We start from the raw sequence: 15380 nt of genomic DNA on the forward strand, positions 1-15380 counted from the left end.
AGTGTGGACCGGGGAGGGTAATCGCCGCGAACCGGCGACGCCAAGTCGCGCACCGTGTCGGGTCCACACGCATTGAGCAATTGGCACGATTCATCATTGAATATATGCGCCCCAGTATCTGTCGACGACCGAACAGATGCACCCGGCGATGATCTTGGCGCTGCGCGAAGCGAGCCGCCGGCCGACGACCATCCGGCCGACGACCATCCGGCCGAGACCGGTGACCCACAGCTGGCTGGGCGCGGGCCTACCGCGACGACGATTCGGCCGGCCTGGCCAGCCCCGCGTCGGCGAGGTCGTACGCGGTCGGCAAGCGCAGCGACACCAGGCCGGCGAAGGTGTTCTCGCCGAGCTCGACGCGGTTCACGGTCACGTGCACCGGAACCCAGTCGCCGCCCGCACCGGGCATCCGCAGCACCGCGGTGGTGGCGCCCTCGGCGACCCCGGCCGCCAACGCCGCTATCGTCGGCGCGTCGTCGGGGTGCACCCGCGGCATGTTCGCCGCCCTCGGGCGCCAGTCGTAGAACGGGCACGGCTCGTCCAGCCATTTCAGCAGGGTCCATCTCTTAAGGTCGAACAGCGCCCGGTGGACTCCCGGCTGAGCCAGCCCCTGCAGGATCTGCTGCGCAAGCCGGTCGGCCGGGGGCGGCGGCTCGGCCGGCTCGGCGCGCCAGTTCATGCCCCGCCCCACCATGTGGTCCTGGCCGTCCTGGCCCGGCTCCACGGCGTTGCGCGCGACGAAGCTCACCCTGATCGGGTTTGCCTGCCAGTCGGTGGTGTCCCAGCCGGCGCACAGGGTCTGGCCCGGTTGCGGATTGACCGCCAGCGCGAGCACCTCGGCCTCGTGAGGTTTGAGTTCACGCGACGGCCAGTTGTCGGCGAATGACCGCCCGTCGGTGTTCTCGACCTCCGGATTCTTGCCGTTGTTGAACAGCGACTCCGGAGTGTCGGTGGCCACGCCCAGGGTGAAGTCCCACTTCAGCGGGCCGGGGATGGGCCGTTCGGGGGGTTCGGCCTTCGCCGGTCCGCTCCAGACGTGCACGCCGTGGATCCGGCCGTCGGACATCACTACCGGCTCGGCGCGGATCACCCGGGCGCTCTTCGGTGTGATGCTGACCAGGCTCTTGCCGGTCTGGACGGTTTCGGCGATCGCCGTGCGCAGGGCTGACAGCCGGGGATTGCGCCGCAAGAAAGCATGGATGGGCAGGAAATTCCGTTGCTGACGTCCCATCGCCACCACGGCGGGCTCGTCGCCCAGCGTCTCCACGAGCAGCCAGTCGTGGGTCATGGTCGGCAGCTTACCGGCGCACACGGGACTGAGGGCTTGCCGTTGTTGCCGCACTGGAGAACCCAAGTCCCCGGCCGGTCGCCGAGTTGCATGCGGCGCCGGTGGCCCGGTATTTTCCTCCTCCGGCCGGTCGGCACGGCGAGGACCGCCGCCGGACCGGTTCATGCAGGAGTCGACCGTCGAGGGGTCGGTCGACGTCCTCGCGCGTCACCGCACGCGGGCCAACTCGGCCAGCACCACCTGTAGGACGCCCACCGCACCCGCCTTGTCCAGCGGTTCGTTGCCGCTGCCGCATTTCGGCGACTGCACGCACGACGGGCATCCCCGCGGGCATTCGCACGCCTCGATGGCCGCGGCGGTGGCGCCCAGCCACACACCGGCCTGGCGGAAACCGCGCTCGGCGAAACCGGCGCCGCCCGGATACCCGTCGTAGACGAAGACGGTGGGCAGGCCGTCGGACTCCGGACCCACCGCGGTGGACAAGCCGCCGATGTCTGCGCGATCGCAGCTGGCCACCAGCGGCAGCAGCCCGATCGCCGCATGCTCGGCCGCGTGCAGCGAACCCGGTATCCGCAGATCGTCGATACCATTGTGGCGCAGGGCTTCCGGCGTGACGGTGTAGATCACCGCGGTGGTGGTCAGCGTGGTTTCGGGCATCTGGGCGTCGACGAAGTCGATCACCTCGCCGGTGAGCCGGCGGCGCAGATAGCCGACTACTCGACTCCTGACGTGTACCGGGACCAGGCCCAGCATCACCGGTCCGAACGCGCGCCGCTCACCGGCGCCGGTGACGGCGATGTCGGTGAGCTCGCGCGCGAAGGTCGCATATCCGGGATCTTCGGCATGGACCACCGCGACCCCGTCCGCGAAATCCAGCGAGTCGACGAGGTAACTCTCGCCCTGGTGCAGATACACCGCCCCCGGGTGCACCGTGGCCGGTGCCTGCGCGGCGCCCGTGGTACCCAGCACCCGGCCGGTGTCGGACTCCACGATGAGAATCTGGCCGCCCGTCGGGCCGCGGATGTCGACCGCGGGATGCGGGTCCACCCCCGGCGCCGGGTAGTACCGGCCCGACCGCTGCCGCAACAACCCCTCGGCGAGCAGGGAACTCGTGACCCGCTCCGCGCCAAACGCCCGCACTTCGGCCTCTTCGAGCGGCAATTCAGTTGCTGCACAGAGTAATTGGTGGCCCAGGAGGTAGGGATTGGCAGGATCGATCACCACCCGCTCGACCGGCCTGTCCAGCAGCGCCGCCGGATGGTGCACCAGGTAGGTGTCCAGTGGGTCGTCGCGTGCGACCAGCACGACCAGTGCGCTCTGGCCGCGTCGCCCGGACCGACCGGCCTGCTGCCAGAACGAGGTGACAGTGCCCGGGAACCCGGCCAGCACCACCGCGTCGAGCCCGGCGATATCGACACCCAACTCCAGCGCGTTGGTGGTGGCCAGGCCGCGCAGCCGCCCGTCGGCCAGCGCCCGTTCCAGTGCGCTGCGGTCCTCGGGCAGATACCCGGCCCGGTAGGACGCCACCGTCGGGGTCAACTCCGGGGCGATCTCGGCCAGCCGGGCCTGGGCTCCCAGCGCGGTCAGTTCCGCGCCGCGGCGAGACCGGACGAAGGTCAGCGTCCGGGCCCCCTCGGCGACCAGGTCGGCCATCACCCGCGCCGCCTCCGCACCGGCGGACCGCCGCACCGGCGCGCCGTTCTCGCCGGCCAGGTCCGCACGCAGCGCCGGCTCCCACAGCGCCACCGTGCGGGCGCCCCGCGGTGAGCCGTCCTCGGTCACCTCCTCGACGTGCTGGCCGATCAGCTCCGTTGCCGTCGCTCCCGGTGCGGCCGTGGTCGCGCTGGCGAAGATCACCGTCGGCGCCCCGCGGTAGCGTGCGCACAGCCGCAGAAGCCGCCGCAGCACCATCGCCACGTTCGACCCGAAAACGCCACGGTAGTAATGACACTCGTCGACAACCAGGTAGCGAAGGCCGCGCAGGAACACCGCCCAGCGGCGGTGGTTGGGCAGCATGGCCAGATGGATCATGTCCGGGTTGGAAAACAGCCAGCGGGACCGCTCCCGGGCAAAGCGGCGCAGCTCGGCGGGGCTGTCGCCGTCATATGTAGTGGGCGCGACGTCCGCCAGCCGCGGCACCGCCGCGGCCAGGGTGTGCGCGGTGCGGAGCTGGTCGCGGCCCAGCGCTTTGGTCGGTGACAGGTACAACGCCCGGGCCCGCGGGTCGGCGGCCAGCGCGGTGAGCACGGGCAGTTGGTAGGCCAGTGACTTTCCCGACGCGGTGCCGGTGCTGATGACGACGTGGCGTCCGGCGTGGGCGAGCTCCGCGGCGTCGAGCTGGTGCGACCACGGCGAGCCGATGCCGAGCTCGGTGAACGCGCGCACCACGTCGGGTTCGGCCCACACGGGCCAGTCACGCGCCCGGCCGGGCCGCGACGGCAGTTCGGCGACGTGGCGCAGCGGATGCTCACCGGGCTGGCAGCCGGCGACCGCGGCGGCCAGCAGTTCGCTGCCGAACGTCGCCATGGACGTTCCTTCCTGCGCTGTACACGCTGTCGCCGGCGCCAGGTGACGCCCCTGTTCACGCCACTGTTGACGCCATTGTTCACGACGCTGCTCACGACGCTGCTCACGCCCGGACAGCCGAATCGGCCACCGAGGCTGTCGCCGACACGCCGAACATGGTTGACTGTTCGAGGTCGCAGCTTCTGTGTTCGTGTCAAACTTTCGCAGGATCTCTCGTTGCGACCGCGGTTCCTGCGAAAGCTCGGGTGAAGTTCCGGGGCCTCCGCGAGGTAGGGCGGTCACAGCGAGCCCGGGGCGCCGGAAGGCGGTGCCCCGCACCCAGAAGAGAAGGAAAGATCGAGAAATGCCACAGGGAACTGTGAAGTGGTTCAACGCGGAGAAAGGGTTCGGCTTCATCGCCCCCGAGGACGGCTCCGCCGATGTGTTTGTCCACTACACGGAGATCCAGGGAGCGGGTTTCCGCACCCTCGAGGAAAACCAGCGGGTCGAGTTCGAGGTCGGGCAGAGCCCCAAGGGCCCGCAAGCGACGGGCGTCCGCGCTATCTGAGTCAACGCACCAGAAACCCCCCGTGCGGCCCGTCAGCGGGTCGACCGGGGGGTTTTCGCTGCGACGCTGGCCTACTGTCGGTGTCGTGAGCCAGCTCTCGTTCTTCTCGGCAGACTCGGTGCCGCCCGCGGTCGCCGACCTGACCGGGCTGCTGGCGGCGGGCGGGCAGATCGTGCTGATCGGCGGCGGGGCCCGGCTGTCGATGGTGGTGGACGAGCCCTGGCGGGCCGAGGCGCTGGCGGCGATGATCGACGAGGCGGGGCTGGTGGCCGAGATCACCCGCACCGACGAGTGCACCCCGCTGGTGCGGACGTCGGTCGACCCGCGGCTGCGCGCCATCGCCGCCGAATGGACCCGCGGTGCGGTCAAGACCGTCCCGCGGCTGTGGCTGCCCGGGCCGCGGGAGCTGCGGGCCTGGACACTGGCGGCCGGCAGCCCGGAGGCCGACCGCTATCTGCTCGGCCTGGACCCGCACGCCCCAGACACCCATTCGCCGCTGGCGTCCGCGCTGATGCGGGTGGGGATCGCGCCCACCCTGGTCGGCACCCGCGGCGCTCGGCCGGCGCTGCGGATCAGCGGTCGGCGTCGGCTATCGCGCCTGGTAGAGAACGTGGGCGAGCCGCCCGACGCGGTCCAGGCGTTGGCATACTGGCCGCGGGTCTAACGTTGCCGACGCGGGCCGTCGCCGGCGGGCCGGTTTGCGTCGGCCCGCCCCGGGTGTCACATTGTCAGATGTCGACAGGCCCGGTCAGATGTCGACAGGCCCGGTCAGATGTCGACAGGCCCGGTCAGATGTCGACAGGCCCGAAGCATCCCGGCGAACAGCGGATGCCGGTGGCAGGGCCCGGGGCGGGAATTGACATGGACGTGACTCTCGAAACAGGAGCGTAAGCGCAGTTGGCTGAGGGCGATAGCGCCAGCCCCGTAGGCAGGGGAAATGGCAGCGGCCGGCGACTCGTCATCGTCGAGTCGCCTACCAAAGCGCGCAAAATAGCCGGTTACCTCGGCTCGAACTACATCGTGGAATCCTCGCGGGGACACATCCGTGATCTGCCGCGCGCCGCCGCCGACGTGCCGGCGAAGTACAAGTCGCAGCCGTGGGCCCGGCTCGGCGTCAACGTCGACGCTGGCTTCGAACCGCTCTACATCATCAGCCCCGACAAGAAGCGCACGGTCAGCGAGCTGAAAGACCTGCTCAAAGACGTCGACGAACTGTATCTGGCCACCGACGGCGACCGGGAGGGCGAAGCCATCGCCTGGCACCTGCTGGAGACCCTCAAACCGCGGATCCCGGTCAAACGGATGGTGTTCCACGAGATCACCGAACCGGCGATCCGCGCGGCCGCCGAGCAGCCCCGCGACCTCGACACCGACCTGGTCGACGCCCAGGAGACCCGTCGCATCCTGGACCGCCTCTACGGCTACGAGGTCAGCCCGGTGCTGTGGAAGAAGGTGGCGCCCAGGCTGTCGGCTGGCCGGGTGCAGTCGGTGGCCACCCGCATCATCGTGGTCCGCGAACGCGACCGGATGGCGTTCCGCAGCGCCGCCTACTGGGACGTCCTCGCCGAGCTGGACGCCAGCGTGTCCGATCCGCGGGCCTCCCCGCCGACCTTCACCGCGCGGCTGACCAGCGTTGACGGCTCGCGGGTGGCCACCGGCCGGGACTTCGACTCGCGCGGCGCGGTGCGCACGGACCGCGAGGTCTCCAAAGACGTCGTCGTGCTCGACGAGGCCGCCGCCGGCAGGCTGGCCGACGGTCTGCGCGGCGCGCAGCTGACCGTGGCGTCGGTGGAGGAGAAGCCCTACACCCGCAAACCGTATCCGCCGTTCATGACGTCGACGCTGCAGCAGGAGGCCGGCCGCAAACTGCGGTTCTCCGCCGAGCGGACGATGAGCGTCGCCCAACGGCTCTACGAGAACGGCTACATCACCTACATGCGGACCGACTCCACGACGCTGTCGGAGTCTGCGATCAGCGCCGCCCGCACCCAGGCCCGCCAGCTCTACGGCGAGGAGTACGTCTCGGGATCACCCCGCCAGTACACCCGCAAGGTGAAGAACGCCCAGGAAGCCCACGAGGCGATCCGGCCTGCCGGGGAGACGTTCGCCACCCCGGACGCGGTGCGACATGAGCTTGGCGGCGGCGGTGATGATTTCCGTCTCTACGAGCTGATCTGGCAGCGCACGGTCGCCTCCCAGATGGCCGACGCCCGCGGCACCACGCTGAGCCTGCGGATCGCGGGCACCAGCACCGTTCAAGGGGCCGGTCAGGAGTTGGTGTTCGCCGCCAGCGGGCGCACGCTCACCTTCCCGGGTTTCCTCAAGGCGTATGTCGAGACCGTCGACGAGCTCGCCGGCGGCGAGGCCGACGACGCCGAGCGGCGGCTGCCGCACCTGAGGCAGGGCCAGCGGGTTGACGCCACCGAGCTGACCCCGGACGGGCACTCCACCAACCCGCCGCCGCGCTACACCGAGGCGTCGCTGGTCAAGGCGCTCGAGGAGCTGGGCATCGGGCGCCCGTCGACGTACTCGTCGATCATCAAGACCATCCAGGACCGCGGCTACGTCTACAAGAAGGGCAGCGCCCTCGTCCCGTCGTGGGTGGCGTTCGCCGTGACCGGTCTGCTGGAACGGCACTTCAGCCGGCTCGTCGACTACGGTTTCACCGCCGCGATGGAAGACGAGCTCGACGCGATCGCGTCGGGTCACGAGCAGCGCACCACCTGGCTGAACCACTTCTACTTCGGCGGCGACCACGGCGTGCCCGACTCGGTGGCGCGCTCCGGGGGCCTGAAGAAGCTGGTCGGGGTCAACCTCGAAGGAATCGACGCGCGAGAAGTCAACTCCATCAAGGTTTTCGACGACTCGCAAGGACGGCCCGTGTACGTCCGGGTGGGCAAGAACGGGCCCTACCTGGAACGCATGGTGACCGGTGACGACGGTGAGCTCACACCGCAGCGGGCCAACCTCAACGACTCGCTCACCCCCGACGAGCTGACCCTGGACGTGGCCGAGGAGCTGTTCGCCGCCCCGACGGAGGGCCGGTCGCTGGGCGTCGACCCGCAGACCGGGCACGAGATCGTCGCCAGGGACGGCCGCTACGGGCCGTACGTCACCGAGATTCTCCCGGAACCGCCCGACGGCGGCGACGGCGCCGGGGCGGCGGCCAAGAAAGGCAAGAAACCCACCGGGCCCAAGCCGCGGACGGCGTCGCTCTTCCGCGGCATGGACGTGCAGACGGTCACGCTCCAGGACGCGCTGAGACTGCTGTCGCTGCCGCGTGTGGTCGGTGCCGACCCGGACTCCGGCGAGCAGATCACCGCCCAGAATGGGCGCTATGGGCCATACCTGAAGCGCGGCAACGATTCTCGTTCGTTGGCCACCGAGGACCAAATCTTCACCATCACCGTCGACGAAGCGCTGAAGATTTACACCGAGCCGAAACGCCGTGGCCGACAGGGCACGTCGGCGCCACCGCTGCGCGAACTGGGGAACGATCCCGCGTCGGGCAGGCAGATGGTGGTCAAAGACGGCCGGTTCGGGCCGTACGTGACCGACGGTGAGACCAACGCCAGCCTGCGCAAGGGCGACGACGTCGTCTCGATCACCGACGAACGCGCCGCCGAGCTGCTGGCCGACAGGCGTGCCCGCGGTCCGGTGCAGCGGCCGGCCAAGAAGACCGGCCGCAGGGCGCCTGCCAAGAAGACCGCCAAGCGCGGCTAGTTGCTGCTTGCTTCGCTGGAAACCTCTTCCGCTGCGGCAAGACTCAACGGCCGAGCCAGTTGGGTGGGCGCGCTGCGCCCGCGCAGTGTGACAATTTCCCCGACTTCCCAGCTCAACGCTTCGGCGTCCAGCGCACCGCTGACCGCGGTCGCCGACGCCAACACGTGCCCGTCCTCGAGTTTGGCCAGCTCGGTCAGCCGCGCCGCCTCGTTGACCGGGTCGCCGATCACGGTGTACTCGAACCGGGCCGCCGCGCCGATATGGCCGGCGATGGCGCGGCCGGCGGACACCCCGATGCCGAACTCCGCGGACCCGAGCACGCCGAGCAGTTCGTCGTGCAGCTCGCGGGCGGCCGCCAGCGCCGCGCCGGACGCGTCGGGGTGTTCGATGGGCACGCCGAAGATCGCCAGCGCGGCGTCTCCCTGGAATTTGTTGACGAAGCCGCCGTGCCGCCCGACGGTGTCCACCACCACCCGGAAGAACTCGTTGAGCAGGCCGACCACCTCGGCGGGCGGCCGCGTCGCCGCCAGTTGCGTGGAGCCCACCAGGTCGACGAACAGCACGGCGACGTCGCGTTCCTGGCCGCCCAGCTCGGTCCCCCGCTCCAGGGCGCGCCGTGCCACGTCTTCGCCCACGTAGCGGCCGAACAGGTCGCGCAGCCGCTGCCGCTCGGCCAGGTCACGCACCATGTCGTTGAAGCCGGCCTGCAGCTGTCCCAGCTCGCTGGCGTCGTAGATCTGCATGTGCGCGTGGTAGTTTCCGCGTTGCACCTCGCCTAGCGCCCACCGCAGCTGGCGCAGCGGGTCGGCGATGGACATGGCCGCCAGCAGGGTGCCCACCAGGCCGAGCACCAGCGCGGCCACCGCCATCAGCAGGATCGGGGCGTAAAGCTTGTCCGGGGTCGCGCGCAGGTAGGCGATCTTGTCGGCCACCGACGCCAGCACGATCGCCAGCAGCGGCACGGCGGTGGACAGCGCCCAGCTCAGCATCTGCCGCCCGATCACCCCGGACTGCCGCAGGTTTGCCGGCACCCCCCCGCGCAGCGCCGCGACGGCGACCGGCCGCAGCACCCGCTCGGCCTGCAGGTAGCCGATCAGCGCCGTCGCGGTGGCGCCCAGGGCGGTCGCGACCGCCACCACCGGTGCCGCGTGCTCGGCGACGGGCCAGCTGGCGACGATGAAGACCACCCCGCCGATGCTCCAGTAGCCCAGGCTGATCAGCGTGCGGTACAACGGCATTCGCAGCGCACGCCGCCGCGCCAGCTCGGTGGCCGCGGGGTCGGTTTCGGTGAACAGGTCGTCGCGGCGCTGCCACCGGAACACCGGCACCAGCAGCCGTGCGCTGATCGCCAGCCCGGTGCCGAACAACACCACCAGCGCGCCCACGAAGATCGCGAGGTTGGCCGGCGGCAGATCTTGCAGCTCGATCCGGTCCTCGGGCGCCAAACCGTAACGCAGGAAGCCGAAGACGAGCAGCGAGCCGATGATGTCGGCCTGCAGCATGCTCAGCGTGAACACCGGCCACGGGGTGCGCACGAACCACCGGATGAATCCGGCAATCCGCGCGCCCGGTGCCGCCGCCGTGCTCACCAACCCACCGTATCGGGCGGCAGGGACCGATCAGTACCCAAACACGTGCTTCGTTGTCGGCGGTGGCAACTACTGTTGCCGGTGATGTCCGGGGTTTTCGCACGGCTCATCGGCCAGGAGCCGGTGGAGGCCGAACTGGTGGCCGCCGCGGTGGCGGCCCGCGGTGATTCGGCTCACAGCGCCGCGTCGCAGGCCGCGATGACGCACGCCTGGCTGATCACCGGGCCGCCGGGGTCGGGGCGGTCGGTGGCGGCGTTGTGTTTCGCGGCCGCGCTGCAGTGCACCTCGGACGGCGTCCCGGGCTGTGGGCGGTGCCGAGCCTGCACGACGACGATGGCCGGCACACACGCCGACGTGCGCCGGGTGGTCCCGGAAGGGTTGTCCATCGGCGTCGACGACATGCGTGCCATCGTGCGCGTCGCCTCCCGACGGCCGAGCACCGGGCGCTGGCAGGTCGTGCTGATCGAGGACGCCGACCGGCTGACCGAGGGCGCGGCCAACGTGCTGCTCAAGATCGTCGAGGAGCCGCCGTCGTCGACGGTGTTCCTGCTGTGCGCGCCCTCGGTCGACCCCGAGGACATCGCGATCACGCTGCGGTCCCGCTGCCGTCATGTCGCGCTGGCCACCCCGGCGCCGTCGGCTATCGCCCGGGTGCTGGTCGAGGGTGACGGGTTGGCGGCCGACACGGCGGGCTGGGCGGCCTCGGTCAGCGGCGGCCACGTCGGCCGGGCGCGGCGGCTGGCCGGCGATCCGCAGGCACGCGAGCGCCGGCTGCAGGCGCTGGCACTGGCTCGCGACGCGGCGACGCGGTCGCGGGCCTACGCCGCCGCCGAGGCGCTGGTGGCTGCCGCCGAGGCCGAGGCCCAGGTGCTGACCGGTGGGCGCGACGAGGCCGAAACCGACGAGCTGCGGACCGCGCTGGGTGCCGGCGGAACCGGCAAGGGCACCGCCGGCGCGCTGCGCGGCGCCACCGGCGCACTCAAAGACCTTGAGCGACGGCAGAAGTCGCGTCTCACCCGGGCCTCGCGTGACGCGCTGGACCGCGCGCTGATCGACCTCGCGGCCTATTTTCGCGACGCCCTGCTGGTGGCGAGCGGTGCCGGCGGTGTGCGGCCCAACCACCCTGACATGGCCGAGCAGGTCGCGGCGATGGCGGGGCACGCCGCGCCCGAGCGATTGCTGCGCTGCATCGAGGCGGTGCTGGAATGCCGGCACGCGCTGGCGATCAACGTCAAACCTCGTTTCGCCGTCGACGCCATGGTTGCGACCATCGGCCAGGCGCTGCGGGTCTGAGATGTAGTTGCCCCTCGGGCCGCCGGGCGGGAGTTGGGCGGGCCACCGGGCCTGCCGTAGACTCGTGCCGCTTCGTCAGGGCATGCCACCTTAGCTCAGTCGGCAGAGCGGCTCACTCGTAATGAGCAGGTCAGGAGTTCGATTCTCCTAGGTGGCTCGCTGCGGCCGGCCTATTCCGGCACCACGAAACCCACCGGCCCGGCCGCGACGCACAGCGACAGCGCGGCCGTGTCGGCGTGCACCGCGATCGCGGTGCCCGCTCCGGGCAGCCGCACGTAGACCCGGTTGAGCCCGGGATGCACCGCGACCCTGACCTGCGGGCCGTCGACCAGCGACAGCGTCATCGCCCCCTCGCTGTTGGCCAGGTAGTTGATCTCGGCGGTCCAGTCCGCCGGCAGCAGCGGGCCGTCGAGAGCAAGCGTTGCCGGAGCGTCGGGCTGCACGAAGTACCCGCATCGCGGCGCCGGACCCGCCACGATCGTGCGGTTCCACGCGACCCGCGCGCCGACCACCCGGCCCGAGCTGTCTAGCGTTCGTAATTGTGTTGTAGCCAAGGAGAATTCGGGTCGATCACGCAGTAGCGCGAACATGTGGCCGGCCAGGTTCTCCGGCCAGGCCACCCGGCCCAGCACCAGCGGGTCGACCTGCTGGTCCAGCAGCGCCGCGGTCGAGGCCGCGTGTGCGGCGGCCAGGCTGCGGCGCGCGTTCTGCAGGTACGGCTGGGCGGGGTTGTCGCGCCAGGAGCTCACAAACGTCATCGTCGAATACCCGCTGCTGGCCATGAACAGCGCCGCCAGGCCCGCCGTCATCGCGGCGTGCGGCGGCGAGGCGTCCAGCAACCACGACAGTCGCAGGCTGAGCGGCCGGTTCGGCGCGCAGAAACCGACGGCGGCCAGCAGCGCCAGCACCACCACCAGGTCGGGCAGGTAGCGCAGGGTCTGGGCGAGCTCCAGGGCGGTGAAGCGCGAGGAGCGCATCAAATAGATGGGCACCTGGCAGGCGACCGCGTAGCCGACCGCGGTCAACCACACCGGCCCGAGGCGCCGCTTGCGCAGCAGCGAGACGGCCAGCGCCGCCGCCAGCACCAGCCAGCCGAGCGCGCGCACCGCCGGCGGCGGGGTGGCCCACGGGGAGGACGGCGCCCAGCGGGCCCACGCCCAGGGGCCGCCGGCCAGTGCGGGCACGATCCCGTGCGTGATCGAGCGGAGCAGCAGAGCGCCCGTCATCGCCAGATCGGTGCTCCACCGCTGCTGATCGACCACCACCAGGTAGACGGCGATCCAGGCGCCGGTCAGCGCCAGCGACGCCGTCCACAACCGAGAACCCGCCCGCCACACCGTCGCCGGCGCCGCGTGGTCACCCTGCACATAGCGCAGCAGCGCGGCGACCGCGAACGCGACGAACGGGATCACCGCGGCTTTCTCGAAGAACAGCAGCCCGACGGCGTAGACCAGCCCGCCGGTCACCGCGTAGCGCTGGTTTCCGGTGCGCACCAGCAGAATCGCGTCGCCGCACACCCAGGCCAGCGCCGCCAGCATCGGTAGCGAATTCAGCGCCGCCGCCCACCAGGCGAACCCCGGAACGCCCATAGGGGTGAACAACGCGAAGGTCAGCGGGACCAGCAGCACCGGCCGCCAGCCCAGCATCACCTGCAGCGCGCGCAGCAACGCCAGCGACGCCAGCAGTTGCAGCACCACCAGGCTGATCGCCGGGCCGGTCCAGTCCAGCGGCGCCAGCCGGGTGATGGCTCCGGCCACCAGGTAGGCGCCGGGCATGACGTGGCCGTCGTGGTCGTCGAACAGGTACGACGCCGACAGCAGCGGGTGGGTGCCCGCCCGGCCGATGAGGATCAGGTCGTCCCAGTAGTAGTAGCCGCGAAACGCCAGCACCGCGCGGACAACCAACTGCACCGCAACCAGCGCGGCCGCGGCCCGGGCGACCCGAGGTAGCCGGGCCGGCCGCGCAGCCCGCCGGTATGGTGGGCCGGTGCGCGCACTGGTCACCGGGGCAGCCGGATTCATCGGGTCGACGCTAGTCGATCGGCTGCTGGCCGACGGGCACACGGTGGCAGGGCTGGACAACTTCGCCACCGGGCGGGCGACCAACCTCGAGCACGTGGCCGACGATCCGCAGTTCGCCTTCGCGCAAGCCGACATCGTCACCGCGGACCTGCAGGCCATCCTCGACGAGCACCGCCCGGAGGTGGTGTTCCACTTGGCCGCCCAGATCGACGTGCGGCACTCGGTGGCCGACCCGCAGTTCGACGCCGCGGTCAACGTCGTCGGCACGATCCGGCTGGCCGACGCGGCGCGCAGGGCCGGGGTGCGCAAGATCGTGCACACCTCATCGGGTGGATCCATCTACGGGGTCCCGCCAACCTACCCGACTCCCGAGACGACGCCCACCGACCCGGTGTCGCCCTACGCGGCGGGCAAGGTGGCCGGGGAGATCTACCTCAACACGTTTGCGCGTCTCTACGGCCTGCAGTGCTCGCACATCGCACCGGCGAATGTCTATGGTCCGCGGCAGGATCCGCACGGCGAGGCCGGCGTGGTGGCCATCTTCGCCCAGGGGTTGCTGTCGGGCAAGCCCACCAAGGTGTTCGGTGACGGCACCCACACCCGCGACTACGTCTACGTCGACGATGTGGTGGATGCCTTCGTCAAGTCGGCCGGCCCGGCGGGCGCGGGGCGTCGATTCAACATCGGTACCGGCGTGGAAACCTCGGACCGCCAACTGCATTCAGCGGTCGCAGCGGCGGCCGGAGCACCCGACGACCCGGAGTTTTACCCGCCGCGGCTAGGTGATCTGACCCGCTCGTGCCTCGACATCCGTTTGGCCGCAGAGGTATTGGGCTGGCGCCCGCAGGTTCCGCTGCAGGAAGGTTTGCGTCGCACCGTCGACTATTTCCGGCACGCGCAATGATCAGCAATCGTCGCGGGCCGCACAGCGACGCAGCAACACGGCCGGCTCTGCACCGGGAGGTGTCACCGTCGACTTCTCGCTAGCCTGGATGCTTCAACCTCTCAGCGTGGCAAAGTTTCTCGACGAGATATGGGGGGCGACGCACTACCACGTGCAGCGAGCCTGCGCGGGTTACTTCGACGGCCTGCTACCCGGATCCTTTGCGGTGGAGGAACTCTTGGCGCACGTTGCGCCCGAGCCGTCGGCGGTGCGCCTGGTCAGGAGAGGAGAGGACAAGGACCCGGACACCTATCGGCGCGCCGACGGCAGCCTGGACCTGGCCGCCGTCCGCGACGGCTTTGCCGACGGCTACACGATCGTTGTGGACAACCTGGAGCGCTACGTCCGCACCATCTCCTCGCTGTCGCACGCCGTCGAGGTTGAGCTGAACTTTCCGACGCAGGTCAACGGCTACATCACGCCCCCGGGATCGACGGGCTTCGTTGCCCATTACGACCCCCACGACGTGTTGGTCCTGCAGATCCGGGGATCCAAGACCTGGCACGTGTCCGCCGACGCCGCCGTGCCGCCGCACGAGATACTGCGCCGGAAGGGGACCCCGGCGGCCGGCCTCTCGTTGCCGACCAGCCTGCGGCTGGAAGTCGGCGACGTGCTGTATCTGCCCCGCGGCCACGTCCATGCGGCCGAGACGACCGCGGAGCCGTCCCTGCACGTGACGGTGGGACTGCATGCGCCGACCGCGCTGACGCTCGTCACCGCTGTCCTGCGCGCCCTGAGCCTGCGCGACGAGCGTCTGCACGTCCGGTTGCCGGCGCGGCATCTGGACGACGACGGCGTCCGCGCGGGCCTGGGTGATCTGATGCGCGACGTCGCCGAAGCCATCGAGGACCCGGGCGCCGTCGCCGAGGGTCTCGACGCCCTGGCGGATGTCCTGGTCCGACGCGGCCGATGCCCACCGGTCGGACCGGCCTCGCACGCCGCCGGGATCGACGGACGAACACGGGTGGTCAGATATCAGCCGCTGTATTCACGGGTTGTCTCCGCCGCCGGTGGTGTCGCACTGCAGTTTGCTCAGCTGATGATCACGGTGAGCCCCGACCACGACGCGGCGCTGCGGTTCGTCTCCGGTTGCACCGAGCCGTTCCTGGTGGGCGACCTGCCCGGGCTGAGTGCGGCGCAGCAGATGGAGCTGGCCCGAACCCTGATCTCGACCGGGTTCCTGGCCCGGCTGCCAGACGGCTGATCCGGTCGGCCGGCGGCGGCGGCAGGGTCTACGTTTCGGCGATTTCCTTACGTCGTGACGTTAAGACCACTTCGACGTTGACAGTGCGGATTTCCTAGCGCAAAATCACCGCAGATGAGGACTTCTCCAGTGGCTCCCGTGGCGTTGGCCGCCGTCTCGACGGTCTGCCTGTGGCCGGTCGGGGGGCGGCAGGCTGGACCGTCGCAGTGACCCCGACCGTCGAAGTGACCCCGACCGTCGCAGTGA

General features: G+C 70.6%; 10 protein-coding genes and 1 tRNA gene. 7 read left to right on the forward strand and 4 right to left on the reverse strand.

Features of this window, described 5'->3' with window-relative positions:
• Positions 1–247: 247 nt before the first annotated feature.
• Both ABDW21_RS07420 and ABDW21_RS07425 read right to left on the reverse strand, forming a co-directional pair.
• On the reverse strand, positions 248–1288 hold the full coding sequence (locus ABDW21_RS07420; RefSeq protein WP_343600857.1) for a PAS domain-containing protein: 1041 nt from the start codon (positions 1286–1288) through the stop codon (positions 248–250).
• A gap of 207 nt (positions 1289–1495) precedes the next feature.
• On the reverse strand, positions 1496–3814 hold the full coding sequence (locus ABDW21_RS07425; protein ID WP_343710253.1) for a DEAD/DEAH box helicase: 2319 nt from the start codon (positions 3812–3814) through the stop codon (positions 1496–1498).
• Between the two features lie 343 nt (positions 3815–4157).
• On the opposite strand from ABDW21_RS07425, the gene ABDW21_RS07430 reads away from it, so the two are divergent.
• The 3 genes from ABDW21_RS07430 (at position 4158) to topA (ending at position 8084) form a co-directional block, all read left to right on the forward strand.
• Positions 4158–4361: a cold-shock protein gene (locus ABDW21_RS07430; RefSeq protein ID WP_343600859.1), complete on the forward strand. Its 204-nt coding sequence runs from the start codon at positions 4158–4160 to the stop codon at positions 4359–4361.
• Between the two features lie 85 nt (positions 4362–4446).
• A complete protein-coding gene (locus tag ABDW21_RS07435) occupies positions 4447–5025 on the forward strand; it encodes a hypothetical protein (protein ID WP_343600860.1) in 579 nt (192 codons plus the stop codon).
• Between the two features lie 233 nt (positions 5026–5258).
• Positions 5259–8084 carry a type I DNA topoisomerase gene (gene topA / locus ABDW21_RS07440; protein WP_343600861.1) on the forward strand — a complete coding sequence of 942 codons (2826 nt, stop codon included), beginning with the start codon at positions 5259–5261 and terminating at the stop codon, positions 8082–8084.
• On the opposite strand, the gene ABDW21_RS07445 is transcribed toward topA, so the two are convergent.
• The gene (locus ABDW21_RS07445; RefSeq protein ID WP_343600862.1) at positions 8081–9676 is read right to left on the reverse strand and encodes an adenylate/guanylate cyclase domain-containing protein; all 1596 of its coding nucleotides are present in this window, start codon (positions 9674–9676) and stop codon (positions 8081–8083) included. The two genes, topA and ABDW21_RS07445, sit on opposite strands and share 4 nt — an antisense overlap.
• An 81-nt stretch (positions 9677–9757) precedes the next feature.
• Here ABDW21_RS07445 and ABDW21_RS07450 point away from each other — a divergent pair, with 81 nt between their 5' ends.
• Both ABDW21_RS07450 and ABDW21_RS07455 read left to right on the forward strand, forming a co-directional pair.
• Positions 9758–10966, forward strand: a complete 1209-nt coding sequence (locus ABDW21_RS07450) for a DNA polymerase III subunit delta' (protein WP_343600863.1) — start codon at positions 9758–9760, stop codon at positions 10964–10966.
• Between the two features lie 84 nt (positions 10967–11050).
• Positions 11051–11123 (forward strand) — tRNA-Thr (locus ABDW21_RS07455).
• Positions 11124–11136: 13 nt separating this feature from the next.
• Here ABDW21_RS07455 and ABDW21_RS07460 read toward each other — a convergent pair.
• A complete protein-coding gene (locus tag ABDW21_RS07460) occupies positions 11137–12987 on the reverse strand; it encodes a hypothetical protein (protein ID WP_343710254.1) in 1851 nt (616 codons plus the stop codon).
• Between ABDW21_RS07460 and ABDW21_RS07465 the strand changes: the two genes are divergently transcribed.
• Both ABDW21_RS07465 and ABDW21_RS07470 read left to right on the forward strand, forming a co-directional pair.
• A complete protein-coding gene (locus ABDW21_RS07465) occupies positions 12953–13891 on the forward strand; it encodes an NAD-dependent epimerase/dehydratase family protein (protein WP_343600865.1) in 939 nt (312 codons plus the stop codon). The genes ABDW21_RS07460 and ABDW21_RS07465 overlap by 35 nt on opposite strands.
• Before the next feature lie 88 nt (positions 13892–13979).
• Positions 13980–15134 (forward strand): cupin domain-containing protein, encoded by a 1155-nt coding sequence (locus ABDW21_RS07470; RefSeq protein WP_343600866.1) that lies wholly within the window; start codon positions 13980–13982, stop codon positions 15132–15134.
• Positions 15135–15380 lie beyond the last annotated feature (246 nt).

Source organism: Mycobacterium sp. (assembly GCF_039583805.1).
GTDB lineage: Bacteria > Actinomycetota > Actinomycetes > Mycobacteriales > Mycobacteriaceae > Mycobacterium.

Bases quoted from the DNA above. Each gene is read 5' to 3' on its own strand.
- ABDW21_RS07430 (WP_343600859.1), top strand. From the start codon at position 4,158: ATGCCACAGGGAACTGTGAAGTGGTTCAACGCGGAGAAAGGGTTCGGC.
- ABDW21_RS07470 (WP_343600866.1), top strand. From the start codon at position 13,980: ATGCTTCAACCTCTCAGCGTGGCAAAGTTTCTCGACGAGATATGGGGG.
- ABDW21_RS07425 (WP_343710253.1), bottom strand. From the start codon at position 3,814: ATGGCGACGTTCGGCAGCGAACTGCTGGCCGCCGCGGTCGCCGGCTGC.
- ABDW21_RS07450 (WP_343600863.1), top strand. From the start codon at position 9,758: ATGTCCGGGGTTTTCGCACGGCTCATCGGCCAGGAGCCGGTGGAGGCC.
- ABDW21_RS07460 (WP_343710254.1), bottom strand. From the start codon at position 12,987: ATGAATCCGGCTGCCCCGGTGACCAGTGCGCGCACCGGCCCACCATAC.
- ABDW21_RS07420 (WP_343600857.1), bottom strand. From the start codon at position 1,288: ATGACCCACGACTGGCTGCTCGTGGAGACGCTGGGCGACGAGCCCGCC.